Source organism: Salmonella sp. K21076 (assembly GCF_039650795.1).
Lineage (GTDB): Bacteria > Pseudomonadota > Gammaproteobacteria > Enterobacterales > Enterobacteriaceae > Salmonella > Salmonella enterica.
In genome coordinates this window covers 12,978-31,878 of sequence record NZ_JBCLYA010000015.1, presented here as the reverse complement: position 1 = coordinate 31,878, position 18,901 = coordinate 12,978, and the positions used below count along the sequence as shown (strand labels likewise).

Here is an 18,901-nt window from a genome sequence, read left to right as displayed (position 1 = left end):
TATATTACGCTTTCCTCTTTCAGAGTCAACCCTGAATTTCAGGATTTTTCTCTTCAACCGACCGGCTGTTTGTGTGAAGTGATTCACATCCGCCGTGTCGATGGAGGCGCATTATAGGGAGTTATCTGCTGACCGCAATAGAAAAATTGCAGAAAAATGACTGTTTGCTGCATTCCCCAGCAAAACCCTTGGTTATACCCATTTACGCACAGACTTATCCACAAAATGCGCGTTCATTTCCTCGATCTTCTCACTCTGCAAACGATCTTTCAGGGATAAAAGCGGGGCCAGAATTTAAAGAGAAAAATTCGCGAGCGTTGCGCAAACGTTTTCGTTACAATGTCGCCGCAAAATGAGAATGCCCCATAAGGAGCGTTAGCTGAGTTTTTCACGAAAAATTCAGCTAACGCTCTCTATAATCGTCAAATCCAGGGGATTTACCATGCAACAACGTCGTCCAGTCCGCCGCGCTTTGCTCAGTGTTTCTGACAAGGCCGGTATCATCGAATTCGCCCAGGCACTTTCCGCACGCGGTGTGGAGCTGCTGTCTACGGGGGGCACCGCCCGCCTGTTAGCAGAAAAAGGCCTGCCGGTGACCGAAGTTTCCGATTACACCGGTTTCCCGGAAATGATGGATGGACGCGTAAAGACCCTGCATCCAAAAGTACACGGTGGCATCCTCGGTCGTCGCGGTCAGGACGATGCCATTATGGAACAGCACCACATCGCCCCTATCGATATGGTTGTCGTTAACCTATATCCGTTCGCCGAAACCGTGGCACGCGAAGGCTGCTCGCTGGCAGATGCAGTAGAGAACATTGATATCGGCGGCCCGACCATGGTGCGCTCTGCTGCTAAGAACCATAAAGACGTCGCCATCGTGGTGAAGAGCAGCGACTACGACGCCATTATTAAAGAGATGGATGCTAACGAAGGTTCTCTGACCCTCGACACCCGTTTCGATCTCGCGATTAAAGCCTTCGAACACACCGCCGCCTACGACAGCATGATCGCCAACTACTTCGGCAGCATGGTTCCGGCCTACCACGGTGAAAGCAAAGAAGCCGCCGGTCGCTTCCCGCGTACGCTGAACCTGAACTTCATTAAGAAGCAGGATATGCGCTACGGCGAGAACAGCCACCAGCAGGCTGCCTTCTATATAGAAGAGAATGTGAAAGAAGCATCCGTTGCCACCGCACAGCAGATTCAGGGCAAAGCGCTCTCTTATAACAATATCGCCGATACCGATGCGGCGCTGGAATGCGTGAAAGAGTTCAACGAGCCAGCCTGCGTGATCGTCAAGCACGCCAACCCGTGCGGCGTGGCGGTAAGTACCTCGATTCTCGATGCTTATGACCGTGCGTATAAAACAGACCCGACCTCCGCGTTCGGCGGCATTATCGCCTTCAACCGCGAGCTGGATGCCGAAACCGCGCAGGCCATCATCTCCCGTCAGTTCGTGGAAGTGCTCATCGCCCCATCCGCAAGCGAAGAAGCGCTGAAAATCACCTCAGCCAAGCAGAACGTCCGTGTTCTGACCTGCGGCCAATGGGCAAGCCGCGTTCCGGGCCTGGATTTCAAACGCGTTAACGGCGGTCTGCTGGTTCAGGACAGGGATCTGGGTATGGTGAGCGAAGCTGAACTGCGCGTGGTGTCCAAACGCCAGCCGACCGAGCAGGAACTGCGCGATGCGCTGTTCTGCTGGAAGGTAGCCAAGTTCGTGAAATCCAACGCCATTGTGTATGCCAAAGAGAACATGACTATCGGCATAGGCGCAGGCCAGATGAGCCGCGTGTACTCCGCGAAAATCGCTGGCATTAAAGCGGCTGACGAAGGTCTGGAAGTGAAAGGCTCTGCTATGGCTTCCGACGCGTTCTTCCCGTTCCGTGATGGCATTGATGCCGCTGCCGCTGTCGGCGTGAGCTGCGTTATCCAGCCTGGCGGTTCTATCCGTGATGATGAAGTCATTGCCGCCGCCGACGAACACGGCATTGCGATGATCTTCACCGACATGCGCCACTTCCGCCATTAATTCAGGGAGCAGACGATGAAAGTTTTAGTCATTGGTAACGGCGGGCGCGAACATGCGCTGGCCTGGAAAGCCGCACAGTCGCCGCTGGTTGATACCGTTTTTGTCGCACCGGGTAACGCCGGTACCGCGCTGGAGCCCGCGTTGCAGAACGTGGCTATCGGCGTCACCGATATTCCGGCGCTGCTGAGCTTTGCCCAGAACGAGAAGATTGATCTGACCATCGTCGGTCCGGAAGCGCCGCTGGTGATCGGCGTGGTCGATGCGTTCCGCGCGGCGGGTCTGAAGATCTTTGGCCCAACCGAAGGAGCCGCGCAACTGGAAGGCTCCAAAGCGTTCACCAAAGATTTCCTCGCCCGTCATCAGATTCCGACGGCGGAATACCAGAATTTCACCGAGATTGAGCCTGCCTTGGCTTATCTGCGTGAGAAGGGCGCGCCGATCGTCATCAAGGCCGATGGTCTGGCTGCGGGCAAAGGCGTCATCGTGGCGATGACGCTGGAAGAAGCCGAAGCCGCCGTTCATGACATGCTGGCAGGCAACGCCTTTGGCGACGCGGGCCACCGTATCGTGATTGAAGAGTTCCTCGACGGCGAAGAAGCGAGCTTTATCGTGATGGTCGACGGCGAGCACGTGCTGCCGATGGCCACCAGCCAGGATCACAAACGCGTAGGCAACGGCGATACCGGCCCGAATACTGGCGGCATGGGTGCTTACTCCCCGGCGCCGGTGGTGACTGATGAAGTGCACCAGCGCACCATGGAACGCATCATCTGGCCAACCGTGAAAGGCATGGCAGCAGAAGGTAACACGTACACCGGCTTCCTGTATGCGGGTCTGATGATCGACAAGCAGGGCAACCCGAAAGTTATCGAGTTCAACTGCCGCTTCGGCGATCCGGAAACCCAGCCGATCATGCTGCGCATGAAATCGGATCTGGTGGATCTTTGCCTGGCCGCCTGTGACGGCAAGCTGGATGAGAAAACCTCCGAGTGGGACGAACGCGCTTCATTAGGCGTGGTGATCGCCGCGGGCGGTTATCCGGGCAGCTACAGCACCGGCGACGAGATCCACGGTCTGCCGCTGGAAGAAGTGGCTGACGGTAAGGTTTTCCACGCGGGCACCAAACTCGCCGATGACGACCGCGTGTTGACCAGCGGCGGTCGCGTACTGTGCGCCACCGCGCTGGGCCACACCGTGGCCGAAGCGCAGAAACGCGCTTACGCCCTGATGACCGACATCCGCTGGGACGGCAGCTTCAGCCGTAACGACATTGGCTGGCGCGCCATTGAGCGTGAGCAAAACTAACGGCTGAGTTTAGCCAGCAGCGTTTTGCGCGTAATGCCCAATTGACGGGCGGCTTCCGTTTTGTTGCCGCCCGTTTTTTCCAGCGCCGCCAGAATCACCTCTTTCTCCACATCGACCAACGGTTGGATTTCGGCGCTGTTTTCCGCTTTTATCGGCGTCGCGGCAATAGCGAGAGGCAATTCGCGTTCAGAAATGTATTCTCCCGTCAGCAACACCACCGCTCGTTCGATAGCGTTTTCCAGCTCACGGATATTACCCGGCCAGTCGTAGTGGATCAGCAGATCCATCGCCTGCGGCGTAAACCCCTTCACCGCTTTTCGGTTACGTTCGGCAAAACGCCGCAGAAAATGGTCTGCCAGTAGCGGAATATCTTCCCGACGCTGGCGCAAAGAAGGCATTTCAATCGCCACCACATTCAGGCGGTAATAGAGATCCTGGCGAAAGCGACCGGCACTCACCTCTTCCGCCAGGTCGCGGTGGGTAGCGGCAATTAACCAAACATCCACAGATATCGTCTGGTTACTTCCCACGCGTTGCACTTCGCGCTCCTGAATCGCCCGCAGCAAACGTACCTGCATTAACGGCGAGATATCGCCGATTTCATCAAGAAACAATGTCCCGCCGTCAGCTTCGACAAAGCGTCCCTCCCGACGTTTATCCGCGCCGGTAAACGCGCCTTTTTCGTGTCCGAACAGCTCAGACTCCAGCAGCGATTCATTAAGCGCCGCGCAGTTGAGCGTGACCAGCGGTTTATCGCTCCTGGCGCTACAGGCGTGCAGCGCCCGCGCCACCAGCTCTTTACCCGTGCCGGAGTCTCCGTGAATCAATACCGTGGCGTCTGATGGTGCGACCATCGCGATTTCATTCAATAAATGTTGCATCGCCGGGCTGCTGCCAATCATGCCAAATTGCGCAGCCGACGCCGATGGCAATTCAGCGCCCGTTTCCCGCGTATGCGCCAACGCCTTTTCCAGCGTCTCCTGCAGACGGTCAAAATCCAGCGGTTTAATTAAATAGTCGAGCGCGCCGGCTTTCAACGCCTCTACCGCCGTTTCCACGCTGGAGAATGCCGTCATAATCAAAATCGGAATGGCGGGGTTGAGCGCTTTAATCTCCTTCAGCGTGGCGATACCGTCCATCTCCGCCATACGCACATCGCACAGTACCAGATCAAAGACTTTCTCACGCACCTGAGCCAACGCATCATGCCCACTGTAGGCCAGAGCGACGTTATAGCCCCAGCCCCGAAGCAGCGCCTGTAAAATCGTGCAGTGGCTTACATCATCATCCACAACCAGAATATCGATTTTTCCGCGTATCACCCTTGTTAATCCTGTTGTCTCGCTATCACTGGCAACCAGATAGTAAAGACCGCGCCTTTACCCTCAATACTTTTCACCTTAATCGCGCCGCCATGCTGTTCGATGATATTTTGCACCACCGCCAGCCCCAGGCCTGTCCCGTCAGCTTTGGTCGTAAAATAAGGTGTAAAAATCGCCTCCAGCTGATCCGGGGCAATCCCTTTCCCGCTATCGGTAACAGTGATGATAACGCGGTCGGTCCCACTTTCTTTTGCCTCTACGGTAATCGTTCCCTGGCGGCCAATCGCATGAATAGCGTTCAGGTACAAATTCAACAGCACCTGAGTCAGCCTGTCCGGGTCAGCCTGAATACGCTTAAGCGTCTCATTCGCCGTGAATCTCAACTGAATCTCTCTGCTTTGGGCATCCTGACTGACCAGATTCAGGGAGTGAGTAATAATATCATTGAGGTTAACCGCCTGGAGCGTCAGATGCGCGGGCTTTACCAGTTCGAGCAATTCGCTTACCACCCGGTTCAAACGGTCGGCCTCTTTGGCCATCACCTGCGCCAGTTCATGCGACTCGCCGCCGGCAGGCGTGCGCTCGGCAAAGTATTTCGCCAGCCCTTTGATGGACGAGAGCGGGTTACGAATTTCGTGCGCGACGCCCGCCGCCAGATGCCCCATCGCCACCAACTTTTCTTTACGCTTCATTGCATCAAGCAGTTCTCTGTGCGAGCGCTGATAACGCTGATACCAAAAAAACGCCAGTAACGTTGCCAACAGCACCGCCGCTAACGCAGACAAAACAATCAGCGTATTACGCCACTCCCTTGCCTGAGTCGCGGCCAGCTCGCTGGCGTCAAAGGCAATAAAAATAGTTTGTTTCGCTGGTTCGTCGTCATTGGCGCTACGCGCCATGCCGTGCCCCCTCATACCGTGACCTCTCATACCGAAAAGCGGCTGGAACTGACGGTAAATTTCCAGCGCAGGCACCGTCTCGCCGTTAGCAGCAACGTCGACACGCCGCCAACACTCCTGCGGCCCGGGGTTTAGTTGATGCATTTCAGATGGGGAATAGAGCGACTTGCCCACCATGCCAGGGTTGCTATGAGTGATGATTACCCCCTGTGCATCCGTTACAGCGAACCACAACACGCCTGGCTGACCCGCCATCTCTTCCAGCAATGTCTGCTGCTGCGCGTGATGCATCCGCATTCCCATACCTACTCGCGTGCCGGACTCCAGAGCGCGAATGAGTACATTTCCCTTTTCCAGCAGCGTCTGCCTGGCGGCAGCGCTCTCACGGCCATAGTCGCGAATGACCATAATGGAAAATAGCCCCACCAGAATGAAGATCGCCGCAGGTAACAGCCGACTCAACCACATTGCAGCGGCATCTTTATGTAATCGTATAAAACTCACAGGCTTCCCCGGCTCGTTTTTATTTTCCTTACTTAAGCAGAGATCATGCCATTCTTCGCTCCGCATAACCGCGCGTTGTCGCACACCCTTTCGGATACGGATGGGTAAAAATGACTCGCCAGGCGGGTCATGCGAGTCATTTTTACTCGCTTTTTGCCGCCTGAAGCGGGTTAACTCGCTGCCCGACAAGGAATAGTTACCTGGCACGGAAGATGCAAGAGAGAGGATAAGATGAGCAACAGGAGAACGCAAAATGAAACGGAACAATAAATCAGCTATCGCGCTAATCGCCCTCTCTCTTTTGGCCCTGAGCTCCGGCGCCGCCTTCGCCGGGCATCACTGGGGCAACAATGACGGTATGTGGCAACAGGGAGGTAGCCCGTTAACCACGGAACAGCAGGCGACGGCGCAGAAGATTTATGATGATTACTATACGCAGACCAGCGCGCTGCGCCAGCAACTGATATCCAAACGTTATGAATACAACGCGCTACTGACCGCCAGTTCGCCGGATACTGCGAAAATTAACGCGGTTGCCAAAGAGATGGAGTCATTAGGCCAGAAGTTAGATGAGCAACGCGTGAAACGGGATGTCGCGATGGCGCAGGCTGGCATACCACGCGGCGCAGGAATGGGCTATGGCGGTTGCGGCGGCTATGGCGGCGGTTATCATCGCGGCGGCGGTCATATGGGTATGGGAAACTGGTAAAGCATGTTTGCCGAATGGCGGCTTCGCCATTCGGTATTCCATCAAAAGGTTTTCGCTTGCGGCTGCCAGTGACAGAAATCTGAATTCGCCACCAGCAAAAGTTGCGATCCTTCCGGCGCCTCCAGCCATGCTACGCTCACCTCTACCGATGAGTGGTTCTGGCGGCGCTCAATGTGGCTTATTGCCCAAGAATCCAGATCCGGTTTCAGCGTTTCACCTTCACAGGTGGTTACCGTATGGTCGGCGTGCCAGCGTCCCTGGCGTAGTATGACCCGCCCCAGGCGCAATGCGTCGCTGGTCTGACGGATTTGTTCGGCACGATAGCGATACAAGGCAATCTGATCGTTGGAAAGCTGCTGCTTCTGCCCCCCGACTTCACGCTGCATAAAACTGAGTTCGCCATGAGCGTCGAAACGCGCGCGAATATGTTCTGGCGGTTTGCTGTAAATATTGAGTTCAATAAGCGAAAGCGTATCACCCTGCCAACGATATTCGCTGGTCGTCGTGCTACCACTATGCCACGGGCTAAAAACAGAAAGCAGATGGACTTCATCGTTCGTATCTTTACGCCAGATACGCACCGCGCCGTGATCGCCGGCAAAGCCGCTGGCAGTAAACGGAGGCGGTGAAGCGTTATGACTGCAGGCAGTCAGCAACAGCGCGCCAGAAAACAGAAACGCGCGACGCCAGACGGACAAAAGGGGCTGACAAGCCCCTTCGATAAAACTGTTCACAGTTACGCGTCTTACTTAACTGCGTCTTTCAGAGCTTTACCAGAAACAAACGCCGGTACGTTAGCGGCGGCGATTTTGATTTCTTTACCGGTCTGTGGGTTACGGCCAGTGCGCTCAGCACGGTGGTTCACTTTGAAGGTACCGAAACCAACCAGTTGTACAGCATCGCCTTCTTTCAGAGACTCAGTAATAGCAGCCAGAGTGGATTCCAGAGCAGCTTTAGCCTGGGTTTTGGACAGTTCTGCTTTGTCTGCAATTACATCAATCAGTTGAGTCTTGTTCATAAGTTATCCTTACAATGTGTTTATCGCTTGCTAAGCATCGAGTGCGACGGAAATGCCAGAAAAGCACTCTCCTGCATACACGCACCGATAGCCACTTTTTTTCGCCTCCCAAATGTAGACCAGACGGGGGGCATAAGGGAAGCCTTATGGCACGACAAATCAGACGTTAAATCACGTTTTCTGGTGTCATTGCTGAAAATTTATACCGATATTGCTCTCGCCAGCCTCGCGCAGGTCTGCCCTGAGCCCTTTTATCAGTTCAATATCACGTTCTTCGCAGTCGGCTAAAAGTCGGAATATTTCCCACTGAATATCCCATTCCTGTTCAACGGCAGGGTTCGTTTTGAGCTCCTCATCGGTCATTTCCCGACCAGCCTGAGTCATTTCCAACATCGCTACCGTAGTAATGGAAGTCTTACTAACCTCAATAGCATGTTCCAGCGTTTCGCCGCTAAGACGAGAATGCATTAATTCGCTTAATGCGACGCAGGCATCAATCGCCGGGTAAACGCCGTACAAATCATAGTCGTCGGCTGCCGGAATTGCCTCTTCAAACTTCTCCAGTTGGCTATCGAAATTGACCTTTGCATCTTTCACCGTCAGGGTTTCCCAGATCAGATCCAGAATGCGACGGTAGATCTGTCCGTCGCCGAATTCCGTCTGCTTGCAAAACATGGCGTAGTTCGGGTACATGCGCTCGCACAAGCAGGCCATAAAGGTAACGTGCTGCCAACTTTCCAGCCGCTCCAGCCGCAAATGAATCGGGTTTTGTAACATGATGGAATCTCGAATCGGAAATTAGCGGCAGTTTACCTGAATCAGCGCTGAATTTCTTGCCAACGAACAAACGCCGGACGCCCGGAAGCGACGGCATCCGCCCAGCGCGTCGGCTCCGGCAGGCGATACCCTTTCATACAGCGCTGTACCCACGCCAGCGCGCTGTCAGTACTGACCCGGTGCCCTGTCGCGATAAACAGCGGATTACAGCGCGCCTTGCTGCGCCATACCCACGCCAGTTGCTCGCCTTTATCCATTAAGGGGCTAAGTGCGCCAGGTTCGGCGGAAAGTGGTTCAAATTTACCGCATAGCCGTTTTTTCGCCACGCCGATGGTCGGCACGTCCACCAACAGTCCAAAATGACTGGCGACGCCAAGCCGACGCGGATGCGAAATACCGTGACCGTCCACAAACAGCAAATCGGGCTTTTGCGAGAGCTGTTCCCACGCTGCCAGCAGCGCAGGATATTCACGAAAAGAGAGAAAGCCGGGGATATACGGCATGGTGGTGGCAATACGCGCCACCTTGTACTCTACTAGCTCAAGCGACGGATATTTCAGCAATACCATCGCCGCCCGCGTCACCTCGCCGCCCTGCTCAAAACCGACGTCCGCCCCGCCGATAAACGCTGGCGGATCTTTGTCCAGGCGATCTTCGCGGCAAACTGATGAAGCAAGTTCTATCTGTTGAGCGCGTAGCGACGCGAGATCCATACTAACTCCTTAGTTGTGATACTGCGCAGAAAGTCGGTGCACTGCCTCCACAAATGCGCCAGCATGTTCTGGCGGCACATCCTGATGGATGCCATGTCCAAGGTTAAAGACGTGCCCTTCTCCCTGACCGAAACCAGCAAGTATAGTCGCTACCTCGTCTTCGATCCGTGCCGGCGGCGCATACAGCATGGACGGATCCATATTGCCCTGCAGCGCCACTTTATGGCCAACGCGACGGCGCGCATCGGCGATATCTGTCGTCCAGTCGAGACCCAGCGCATCGCAGCCGGTTTCCGCCATCGCCTCCAGCCACTGACCGCCACCTTTAGTGAACAGCGTTACCGGCACGCGGCGACCGTCGTTTTCACGCAGCAGGCCATCGACGATTTTATGCATGTAGTAGAGGGAGAACTGCTGGTAATCGCGGCCAGTCAGCACGCCGCCCCAGGTGTCGAAAATCATCACCGACTGCGCGCCCGCTTTGATTTGCGCGTTGAGGTACAGCGTGACGCTTTTCGCCAACTTATCCAGCAGCAGATGCAACGCCTGCGGGTCAGCGTACATCATCTTTTTAATCACCGTGAAGGCTTTGCTACTGCCGCCTTCCACCATGTAAGTCGCCAGCGTCCACGGGCTGCCGGAGAAGCCGATCAGCGGAACCTCGCCTTTTAGTTCGCGGCGAATCGTGCGTACCGCATTCATCACGTAGCCCAGTTCATCCTCCGGATCGGGAATGGGCAGCTTATCGACATCGGCTTTGCAGGTGACAGGGGCCGTAAAGCGCGGGCCTTCCCCGGCTTCAAAATAGAGCCCCAGGCCCATCGCGTCCGGAATCGTCAGGATATCCGAGAAAAGGATCGCCGCATCAAGCGGATAACGGCGCAGCGGCTGTAAAGTGACTTCGCAGGCCAGTTCGGCATTTTTGCACAGCGACATAAAATCGCCCGCCTGAGCGCGAGTGGCTTTGTACTCCGGTAGATAACGGCCCGCCTGGCGCATCATCCACACTGGCGTAACATCAACGGGCTGGCGCAGCAGCGCACGTAGATAACGATCGTTTTTGAGTTCGGTCATTTTTACATTCCTTTAGCGTTGATGCGCCCAGTGTAACATGTCAGTCGTATTCAGCCCGACACATTGCCACCGTATCTTCGATCAAACGGCGCGCGACGGTGCCCGGCGGCGGCAGTAGCGGCAGATCGTCATAACGGTACCAATTTGCTTCCAACAGTTCTTTCGGGTCGATGACAATCTCGCCGCTGTCATACTCTGCCATAAACGCCGTCATCAGCGACTGTGGGAACGGCCACGGCTGCGAGGTCACGTAGCGCAGATTTTTCACCTTGATCCCGCTTTCCTCCATGACTTCGCGCGCCACAGCCTGCTCCAGGGTTTCGCCGACTTCAACAAACCCGGCCAGTACCGTATGCACGCCGTTGCGGTGGCGAACGTGCCGGGCAAGTAGAATAGAATCCTCACGGCGAATGGCAACAATAATGCAGGGGGCGATTTGCGGGTAGTAACGATCGCGGCAATGGCTGCACAGCATCGCCCATTCGGTTTTACTCGGGTGCATAGGGTGCCCGCAATAGCCGCAAAATTTATGCGAACGATAAAACTCCGCCAACTGTACGCCACGTCCCGCCAGTTGAAACAGCCCGGCATCCTGATCGATAACCTGGCGAACCGATCCCATATCATGACGTCGATGCTGTAACACCAGCCAGACGGGCTCGCCTTGCCATTCACCTATCCGGAGTGCGCGCTGCCCCACAAGATCGAAATTTGCCGCCAGCCCGTGTGGTAATTCCCCATACGGCAACCATAATTTTTGTTCATGGCTGACGATCCACCAGCCACTCTCTAATTTTTCAATTATACGATCCATAGCTATTGCACTACCTTTGCTTCACTGGCATGTTGTTAACATTATTTTTACATTCATGGCGAGCAGCCTTTATCTAACTTGCGGAGACAATCATGCTAAACCAGCTGGAAAACCTGATGGAGCGCGTTGGCGGAAGCAACAAACTGGTCGATCGCTGGCTGGATGTACGTAAGCACCTGCTCGTGGCTTACTACAATCTGGTTGGCATTAAGCCTGGCAAAGAATCGTACATGCGGCTGAATGAAAAAGCGCTGGATGATTTTTGTCAGAGCCTGGTCGATTACCTTTCCGCCGGGCACTTCAGTATTTATGAACGTATTCTCCATAAATTGGAAGGAAACGGTCAGCTTTTACATGCGGCAAAAATTTGGCCGCTGCTGGAAGATAATACGCAGCGCATTATGGATTATTACGACACCAGCCTGGAAACTGCCATCGATCACGATAATTGTCTCGAATTTCAACAAGCTCTGTCAGATATCGGCGAAGCGCTGGAAGCCCGCTTTGTGCTGGAAGACAAGCTGATTATGCTGGTGTTTGACGCGATGCACGACGGCGCCAGAGTCAAACGTCCCGCTTGAGTTCTGCGCGAGTAACAGGTAGTTTACTTCAGCCCCCTCTTCGGAGGGGCGGTTATCTTGTCGGAGTGCTAATTTTCCACAAAAGCGTTCGTGATGCGTCAAGGCGGCAAGTCGGTGAATCTCCAGGAGCTTACATAAGTAAGTGACTGGAGTGAGCGGACGAAGCCAACGAAGAGGCAGCGCGAAGGATGAAGTGGAAAAGGCTGAGACCGTTAATTCGGGATCCGCGGAACCTGATCAGGTTAATACCTGCGAAGGGAACAAGAGTAATTCTGCTTTATGCTGCTGCCTTTACGGGCGGCGCACATCCATTACTCCATCCGTCGTCTGACAAGCCACGTCCTTAATTTTTTGGAATGAGCTATGTCTACAACAACGTTAACCCGCCGCGAGCAGCGCGCTAAAGCCCAGCATTTTATCGATACGCTGGAAGGGACTGCCTTTCCCAACTCGAAACGCATCTACGTGACCGGTTCGCAGCATGATATTCGCGTACCGATGCGCGAAATTCAACTTAGCCCTACGCTCATCGGCGGCAGTAAAGACAACCCGCAGTTTGAAGAGAACGAAGCCGTACCGGTATACGACACCTCCGGCCCCTATGGCGATCCTGAAGTGGCGATTAACGTCCAGCAGGGTCTGGCGAAACTGCGCCAGCCGTGGATTGACGCACGTAACGATAGCGAAGAATTAGACGACCGTAGCTCGGCTTACACCAGAGAACGTCTGGCCGACGATGGCCTGGACGATCTGCGTTTTACCGGCCTGCTGACGCCGAAACGCGCTAAAGCGGGCAAGCGCGTCACCCAGTTACACTACGCCCGCCAGGGGATCGTCACTCCCGAAATGGAGTTCATCGCCATCCGTGAAAACATGGGCCGCGAGCGCATTCGCAGTGAAGTGCTGCGCCACCAGCATCCGGGCATGAACTTTGGCGCGCGCCTGCCGGAAAACATTACGCCGGAATTCGTGCGTGATGAAGTCGCCGCGGGCCGCGCGATTATTCCCGCCAACATCAACCACCCGGAATCGGAGCCGATGATTATCGGCCGCAACTTCCTGGTCAAAGTGAATGCCAACATCGGTAACTCGGCGGTCACCTCCTCCATCGAAGAAGAGGTCGAGAAGCTGGTGTGGTCAACCCGCTGGGGCGCGGACACGGTGATGGACCTCTCCACCGGTCGCTATATTCACGAAACCCGCGAATGGATCCTGCGTAACAGCCCGGTACCGATCGGCACCGTCCCGATCTACCAGGCGCTGGAAAAGGTCAACGGGATCGCCGAAGATCTCACCTGGGAAGCGTTCCGCGACACGCTGCTGGAGCAGGCCGAACAGGGCGTCGACTACTTCACCATCCACGCCGGCGTGCTGCTGCGCTACGTGCCGATGACCGCCAAACGCCTGACCGGTATTGTCTCGCGCGGCGGTTCGATCATGGCAAAGTGGTGTCTCTCCCATCACAAAGAGAACTTCCTGTTCGAACATTTCCGCGAGATTTGTGAAATCTGCTCCGCCTACGACGTTTCCCTGTCGCTGGGCGACGGCCTGCGCCCCGGCTCCATTCAGGACGCCAACGACGAAGCGCAGTTCTCCGAGCTGCATACGCTGGGCGAGCTGACCAATATCGCCTGGGAATACGACGTGCAGGTGATGATTGAAGGCCCGGGCCACGTGCCGATGCATATGATTCAGCGCAACATGACCGAAGAGCTGGAGAGCTGCCACGAAGCGCCGTTCTACACCTTAGGGCCGTTGACCACCGATATCGCGCCGGGCTATGACCACTTCACCTCTGGCATTGGCGCGGCGATGATCGGCTGGTTTGGCTGCGCGATGCTGTGTTACGTGACGCCGAAAGAGCATCTCGGCCTGCCGAACAAAGAAGATGTGAAGCAGGGGCTGATCACCTACAAAATCGCCGCCCACGCCGCGGATTTAGCCAAAGGACATCCGGGCGCGCAGATCCGCGATAACGCCATGTCGAAAGCGCGCTTTGAATTCCGCTGGGAAGATCAGTTTAACCTCGCGCTCGACCCGTTCACCGCCCGCGCTTATCACGATGAAACCCTGCCGCAGGAGTCCGGTAAGGTCGCCCACTTCTGTTCCATGTGTGGGCCGAAGTTCTGCTCAATGAAAATCAGCCAGGAAGTGCGTGATTACGCCGCCGCGCAAGCCATTGAAGTCGGCATGGCGGATATGTCGGAGAACTTCCGCGCCAAAGGCGGCGAAATTTATCTCAAACGGGAGGAAGCCTGATGTATCAGCCTGATTTCCCAACCGTGCCGTTCCGCCTCGGGCTTTACCCGGTGGTGGACAGCGTTGCATGGATTGAACGCCTGCTGGAGGCGGGCGTGCGCACCATCCAGTTGCGTATCAAAGATAAGCGCGATGAAGAGGTGGAAGCCGACGTTATCGCCGCCATCGCGCTGGGGCGTTGTTATGACGCCCGCCTGTTCATCAATGATTACTGGCGTCTGGCAATTAAGCACAACGCCTACGGTGTACATTTGGGCCAGGAAGATCTCGAAACCACTGACCTGAAGGCGATTCAGGCGGCGGGGTTACGCCTGGGCGTATCGACCCACGATGATATGGAGATAGACATCGCACTCGCCGCTAAGCCTTCTTATATCGCGCTGGGTCATGTATTCCCCACGCAAACCAAGCAGATGCCTTCCGCCCCACAGGGGCTGGCGCAGCTGGCGCGGCATATTGAACGACTGGCGGATTATCCCACCGTCGCTATCGGCGGCATCAGCCTTGAACGCGCTCCGGCGGTACTAGCGACCGGCGTCGGCAGTATTGCCGTGGTCAGCGCCATTACTCAGGCTGCCGACTGGCGCGCCGCTACCGCGCAGTTACTGGCAATCGCGGGAGTGGGCGATGAATGACCGCGATTTTATGCGCTACAGTCGGCAAATCCTGCTCGGCGATATCGCGATTGAAGGCCAGCAAAAGCTGCTCAATAGCCATGTATTGATTGTCGGCTTAGGCGGATTGGGTTCGCCTGCCGCGCTGTATCTGGCGGGAGCAGGCATCGGCACACTGACGCTGGCGGATGATGACGATGTTCACTTGAGCAATCTCCAGCGGCAAATTCTGTTCACCACCGACGATATCGCGCGTTCGAAATCCCAGGTTGCCCAGCAGCACCTGACACGGCTCAACCCGGATATCGAACTGGTATCACTCCAGCAGCGACTAAAAGGCGATGCGCTCCGGCATGCGGTAGCGCGTGCCGACGTGGTGCTCGACTGTACCGACAACATGGCGACCCGTCAGGAAATTAACGCCGCCTGCGTGGCACTCAACACTCCGTTAATTACCGCCAGCGCCGTTGGTTTTGGCGGCCAAGTGATGGTCCTCACGCCGCCGTGGGAACAAGGCTGTTACCGCTGCCTGTGGCCAGATGATGTGGAGCCTGAACGCAACTGCCGTACCGCCGGTATCGTCGGACCGGTTGTTGGCGTGATGGGCACCTTACAGGCGCTGGAAGCGATTAAATTACTCAGCGGTATTGAGACGCCCAGTGGAGAGCTACGCCTGTTTGACGGTAAAACCAGCCAGTGGCGCAGCCTGGCGCTGCGTCGTGCCAGCGGCTGTCCGGTATGCGGAGGGCGACATGCAAATTCAATTCAATGACGAGCCGATGCAGTGCGCCGAAGGGCAAACCGTCAGCAGCCTACTCGCTACGCTTAATCAGCTTCAACCGGGCGCGGCGCTGGCGCTCAATCAGCAGATCCTGCCACGCGAGCAGTGGCGGCAACATATCGTGCAGGAAGGCGACCAGATCCTGCTTTTTCAGGTTATTGCAGGAGGTTGAGATGTTACGTATTGCCGACAAAACGTTTGATTCACATCTGTTCACCGGTACCGGGAAGTTTGCCTCATCGCAACTGATGGTCGAGGCAATTCGCGCTTCCGGCAGCCAACTGGTGACGCTGGCGATGAAGCGCGTGGACCTGCGCCAGCACAATGATGCGATTCTGGCGCCGCTGATTGAAGCGGGCGTCACGCTGCTGCCCAATACCTCCGGGGCGAAAACCGCCGAAGAGGCGATCTTCGCTGCCCAGCTGGCGCTCGAAGCGCTGGGCACCCACTGGCTGAAATTAGAAATCCACCCGGACGCCCGTTGGCTGCTGCCGGATCCAATCGAAACGCTGAAAGCCGCCGAGGCGCTGGTGAAGCAAGGTTTTGTGGTGCTGCCCTACTGCGGCGCGGATCCGGTGTTGTGCAAGCGGCTGGAAGAGGTCGGCTGCGCGGCGGTGATGCCGCTTGGCGCGCCTATCGGTTCGAATCAGGGGCTGGAAACCAAAGCGATGCTGGAGATTATTATCCAACAGGCGACCGTGCCGGTGGTGGTTGATGCGGGCATTGGCGTGCCCAGCCATGCCGCGCAGGCGCTGGAAATGGGCGCTGATGCGGTGCTGGTCAACACGGCGATTGCCGTGGCGGACGATCCGGTGATGATGGCAACCGCTTTCCGTCTGGCGGTGGAAGCCGGATTACTGGCGCGTCAGGCGGTGCCGGGTAATCGTAGCACCTACGCCAGCGCTACCAGCCCGCTCACCGGATTTCTGGAGGCGTTAGCATGAAAGCCTTCACCGACCGTTGGCGGCAACTGGAGTGGGACGATATTCGCCTGCGCATCAACGGTAAAACCGCCGCCGATGTGGAGCGGGCGCTGAATGCTTCACGCCTCAACCGCGAGGATATGATGGCGTTGCTCTCCCCCGCCGCCGCCGATTATCTGGAACCGATGGCGCAGCGGGCACAAAGGCTGACCCGACAACGCTTTGGCAACACCGTCAGTTTCTACGTGCCGCTCTATCTCTCAAACCTCTGTGCCAACGACTGCACCTACTGCGGCTTCTCTATGAGCAACCGCATCAAGCGTAAGACGCTGGATGAGGTGGATATTCAAAGGGAGTGCGATGCTATCCGTAAACTGGGTTTTGAGCATCTGCTGTTAGTCACCGGCGAGCATCAGGCCAAAGTCGGCATGGACTATTTTCGCCGTCATTTACCCACCATCCGCCGTCAATTTTCCTCTTTACAGATGGAAGTCCAGCCCTTGTCGCAAGAAAACTACGCGGAGCTCAAAACGCTGGGGATCGATGGCGTGATGGTTTATCAGGAAACTTACCATGAGGCAATCTATGCACAGCATCACCTGAAGGGAAAGAAACAGGACTTTTTCTGGCGGCTGGAAACGCCGGATCGGTTAGGCCGGGCAGGTATCGACAAAATCGGTCTTGGCGCGCTAATTGGTCTGTCGGACAACTGGCGGGTGGATTGCTATATGGTGGCGGAGCATCTGTTGTGGATGCAGAAACACTATTGGCAGAGTCGCTATTCTGTTTCCTTCCCGCGTCTGCGTCCGTGTACCGGCGGTGTGGAACCCGCATCTGTGATGGATGAAAAGCAACTGGTGCAAACGATTTGCGCGTTTCGTTTACTGGCGCCAGAAATTGAATTATCACTCTCCACCCGCGAATCGCCGTGGTTTCGAGACCATGTGATTCCTCTGGCAATCAACAACGTCAGCGCCTTCTCGAAAACCCAGCCCGGTGGCTACGCTGACGATCATCCGGAACTGGAGCAGTTTTCTCCCCACGATGACCGTCGGCCAGAAGTCGTTGCAAGCGCGTTAAGCGCGCAAGGGTTACAGCCCGTATGGAAAGACTGGGACAGTTGGCTGGGGCGCGCTTCGCAAATGCGGTGAACCCGTATGTAAACGCATTAATATTTCACGAGCGAGTACGTAATGTGAAAAACGGGAGATTGTTATCGGCCTCCCGTTTTTTATTTTGTCATCGTCAGCAACGGAAGCTGACCAGGGCAAATTATCCCTTCCTCATTTTTGCCCAGCCTTCTCCCCTTCATCAGTAACTGACGACCGGGGGCTGGCCACTGGATTATCGAAATAGCGGTGAACTTGAAGTTTTCGGGCAGCGTTCCTGACTGTAATTTCGCTGGCGGCCCCTCTTCCAACCGTGTCTGCTGATCGTTTTTGTCCATAAAATGATGCCCCAGAACAACGGGAATCAGGGGCGAACCCATCAGGGAAAAATGTGTTGCGGCCGGACGCCGATGGTAACGTTACTTGATGGAAAACGCATCTGGGCTGAGAAAAATTTAAGCCAGATGTAATCTGACAGATATCTGTATAAATAACCGGTAACTGTCAGATCAGGTCTGAGATAATACATATCATTTTACCTATACGCACTACATCCTCGGACATCTGGGATTGGTGCATTATCCGATTATAAAGTCGTCTGTGTGTTTTTTCGGCCTAAAGACCTTAATGGAATTGAATCCTTCATTTAATGATTTAAAATGTCCCGCGTAAACAATCAATAAAACAGGTTTATCATTTAATGTATGAACAGCAGGCATTTTATAATGGCGAGCCAATAGACTTTAATAACTTAGATTTATGGGATAAATTTAAAGTCACATTTGGACTAAATGTTACAGAAAAAACCAAACCCAATGGTAAAAAATTTCAATTTTGAGTATTGTGGATTCTCTACTTTTATTACGCCGGTTGATGGCGTTGGCGGGATTTTAGCAAAGTGGCTCTCAAACAAACATAATGTAAGTGTCCCAACGCCTTATACATTCGGTCAGGACCCCATTCCTGGCATCAATCTTTATCGTAATACAAAAGCAAAATTTGTTATGGCTAACGGTGGTAATAGTCTTCCCTGTGCGATATCAAAATATAATGCAAAAACTGGACAGTTTATTCATATAACCAGTGATAATGATTTTTCACCAATAATACGAGAAACAAGAGTCATGAAAAAATAATTCATTTATTCATTAATATTTATAATTACAGATAAAACCAAGAGCCAGCATGGCATTGAAAAATAAAATACGGCTTTTTTATCCGCGCTGGTTTTGACTCGATGAAGAATAGCGGTGGCGACAATAATAATAAGACAATAAATAAATATAAGTAATGATTTATGGTGAAGTATATATAACGATAGAAACAATAAAAAAGCGGACAGAACGTTTGAAATGGTTATCTTTTTTGTAAATACTAAAAGACTAAACATTAAATAGATTAATGAAATAATCGCTGGCATTTTCTTTCCTTGTAGGCAAGCGACCCGGAATTCGGTATCCAGCATGA

20 protein-coding genes, 1 pseudogene and 1 riboswitch are annotated in these 18,901 nt (G+C 54.6%); of the genes and pseudogenes, 11 read left to right on the top strand and 10 right to left on the bottom strand.

Annotated features, from left to right (window positions below):
- Nucleotides 1–442 precede the first annotated feature (442 nt).
- Together purH and purD are read left to right on the top strand one after the other, a co-directional pair.
- Nucleotides 443–2,032: a bifunctional phosphoribosylaminoimidazolecarboxamide formyltransferase/IMP cyclohydrolase gene (gene purH, locus AAYN39_RS06890; RefSeq protein ID WP_001187501.1), complete on the top strand. Its 1,590-nt coding sequence runs from the start codon at nt 443–445 to the stop codon at nt 2,030–2,032.
- A 15-nt stretch (nt 2,033–2,047) separates the two neighbouring features.
- Nucleotides 2,048–3,337 (top strand): phosphoribosylamine--glycine ligase, encoded by a 1,290-nt coding sequence (purD, locus tag AAYN39_RS06885; protein WP_000866776.1) that lies wholly within the window; start codon nt 2,048–2,050, stop codon nt 3,335–3,337.
- Here the strand turns inward: purD and zraR are convergent.
- Both zraR and zraS read right to left on the bottom strand, forming a co-directional pair.
- A complete protein-coding gene (gene zraR / locus AAYN39_RS06880) occupies nt 3,334–4,659 on the bottom strand; it encodes a sigma-54-dependent response regulator transcription factor ZraR (RefSeq protein WP_000617932.1) in 1,326 nt (441 codons plus the stop codon). The genes purD and zraR overlap by 4 nt on opposite strands.
- A gap of 5 nt (nt 4,660–4,664) precedes the next feature.
- On the bottom strand, nt 4,665–6,062 hold the full coding sequence (gene zraS / locus AAYN39_RS06875) for a two-component system sensor histidine kinase ZraS (protein WP_001772857.1): 1,398 nt from the start codon (nt 6,060–6,062) through the stop codon (nt 4,665–4,667).
- 253 nt (nt 6,063–6,315) lie between these two features.
- Between zraS and zraP the strand changes: the two genes are divergently transcribed.
- On the top strand, nt 6,316–6,771 hold the full coding sequence (zraP, locus tag AAYN39_RS06870) for a zinc resistance sensor/chaperone ZraP (protein ID WP_000828129.1): 456 nt from the start codon (nt 6,316–6,318) through the stop codon (nt 6,769–6,771).
- A gap of 41 nt (nt 6,772–6,812) precedes the next feature.
- Here the strand turns inward: zraP and AAYN39_RS06865 are convergent, their stop codons facing one another.
- From AAYN39_RS06865 to nudC, 6 genes are all read right to left on the bottom strand, one after another.
- The gene (locus AAYN39_RS06865; RefSeq protein WP_001083923.1) at nt 6,813–7,505 is read right to left on the bottom strand and encodes a DUF1481 domain-containing protein; all 693 of its coding nucleotides are present in this window, start codon (nt 7,503–7,505) and stop codon (nt 6,813–6,815) included.
- Between the two features lie 11 nt (nt 7,506–7,516).
- Nucleotides 7,517–7,789, bottom strand: coding sequence for a nucleoid-associated protein HU-alpha (gene hupA, locus AAYN39_RS06860; protein ID WP_001044509.1), 273 nt, complete (start codon nt 7,787–7,789; stop codon nt 7,517–7,519).
- Between the two features lie 186 nt (nt 7,790–7,975).
- Nucleotides 7,976–8,566 (bottom strand): YjaG family protein, encoded by a 591-nt coding sequence (locus AAYN39_RS06855; RefSeq protein ID WP_000940092.1) that lies wholly within the window; start codon nt 8,564–8,566, stop codon nt 7,976–7,978.
- A gap of 41 nt (nt 8,567–8,607) precedes the next feature.
- On the bottom strand, nt 8,608–9,279 hold the full coding sequence (gene nfi / locus AAYN39_RS06850) for a deoxyribonuclease V (RefSeq protein WP_000362359.1): 672 nt from the start codon (nt 9,277–9,279) through the stop codon (nt 8,608–8,610).
- Between the two features lie 9 nt (nt 9,280–9,288).
- Nucleotides 9,289–10,353 carry a uroporphyrinogen decarboxylase gene (gene hemE / locus AAYN39_RS06845; RefSeq protein WP_000137619.1) on the bottom strand — a complete coding sequence of 355 codons (1,065 nt, stop codon included), beginning with the start codon at nt 10,351–10,353 and terminating at the stop codon, nt 9,289–9,291.
- A gap of 40 nt (nt 10,354–10,393) precedes the next feature.
- Entirely contained in the window at nt 10,394–11,167 is a 774-nt protein-coding gene (nudC, locus tag AAYN39_RS06840) for an NAD(+) diphosphatase (protein WP_000373954.1), read from the bottom strand.
- Nucleotides 11,168–11,259: 92 nt separating this feature from the next.
- Between nudC and rsd the strand changes: the two genes are divergently transcribed.
- The 7 genes from rsd to thiH all read left to right on the top strand — a co-directional run bounded on the left by rsd (nt 11,260) and on the right by thiH (nt 17,476).
- Nucleotides 11,260–11,748 carry a sigma D regulator gene (gene rsd, locus AAYN39_RS06835; RefSeq protein WP_000934311.1) on the top strand — a complete coding sequence of 163 codons (489 nt, stop codon included), beginning with the start codon at nt 11,260–11,262 and terminating at the stop codon, nt 11,746–11,748.
- A 52-nt stretch (nt 11,749–11,800) separates the two neighbouring features.
- Nucleotides 11,801–12,025, top strand: a riboswitch (TPP riboswitch).
- A gap of 86 nt (nt 12,026–12,111) precedes the next feature.
- Nucleotides 12,112–14,007 carry a phosphomethylpyrimidine synthase ThiC gene (thiC, locus tag AAYN39_RS06830; protein WP_000108425.1) on the top strand — a complete coding sequence of 632 codons (1,896 nt, stop codon included), beginning with the start codon at nt 12,112–12,114 and terminating at the stop codon, nt 14,005–14,007.
- Nucleotides 14,007–14,642, top strand: coding sequence for a thiamine phosphate synthase (gene thiE, locus AAYN39_RS06825; protein ID WP_000284626.1), 636 nt, complete (start codon nt 14,007–14,009; stop codon nt 14,640–14,642). Before thiC ends, thiE begins: the two co-directional genes overlap by 1 nt.
- Nucleotides 14,635–15,393, top strand: coding sequence for a HesA/MoeB/ThiF family protein (locus AAYN39_RS06820; RefSeq protein ID WP_000999774.1), 759 nt, complete (start codon nt 14,635–14,637; stop codon nt 15,391–15,393). The genes thiE and AAYN39_RS06820 overlap by 8 nt, the downstream gene beginning before the upstream one ends.
- Nucleotides 15,374–15,574, top strand: a complete 201-nt coding sequence (thiS, locus tag AAYN39_RS06815) for a sulfur carrier protein ThiS (protein WP_001166848.1) — start codon at nt 15,374–15,376, stop codon at nt 15,572–15,574. The genes AAYN39_RS06820 and thiS overlap by 20 nt, the downstream gene beginning before the upstream one ends.
- A gap of 1 nt (nt 15,575) precedes the next feature.
- Nucleotides 15,576–16,346, top strand: coding sequence for a thiazole synthase (thiG, locus tag AAYN39_RS06810; RefSeq protein ID WP_000944065.1), 771 nt, complete (start codon nt 15,576–15,578; stop codon nt 16,344–16,346).
- Nucleotides 16,343–17,476 carry a 2-iminoacetate synthase ThiH gene (gene thiH / locus AAYN39_RS06805; RefSeq protein WP_000643282.1) on the top strand — a complete coding sequence of 378 codons (1,134 nt, stop codon included), beginning with the start codon at nt 16,343–16,345 and terminating at the stop codon, nt 17,474–17,476. The genes thiG and thiH overlap by 4 nt, the downstream gene beginning before the upstream one ends.
- A gap of 152 nt (nt 17,477–17,628) precedes the next feature.
- Here thiH and AAYN39_RS06800 read toward each other — a convergent pair.
- Nucleotides 17,629–17,814: pseudogene (locus AAYN39_RS06800) on the bottom strand (hypothetical protein); the annotation flags it as partial.
- Between the two features lie 411 nt (nt 17,815–18,225).
- Here AAYN39_RS06800 and AAYN39_RS06795 point away from each other — a divergent pair.
- On the top strand, nt 18,226–18,570 hold the full coding sequence (locus AAYN39_RS06795; protein ID WP_031624270.1) for a hypothetical protein: 345 nt from the start codon (nt 18,226–18,228) through the stop codon (nt 18,568–18,570).
- A 5-nt stretch (nt 18,571–18,575) separates the two neighbouring features.
- Here the strand turns inward: AAYN39_RS06795 and AAYN39_RS06790 are convergent, their stop codons facing one another.
- Complete coding sequence (locus AAYN39_RS06790; protein ID WP_001576436.1) at nt 18,576–18,899, bottom strand: membrane protein; 324 nt, start codon at nt 18,897–18,899, stop codon at nt 18,576–18,578.
- Between the last annotated feature and the right edge of the window lie 2 nt (nt 18,900–18,901).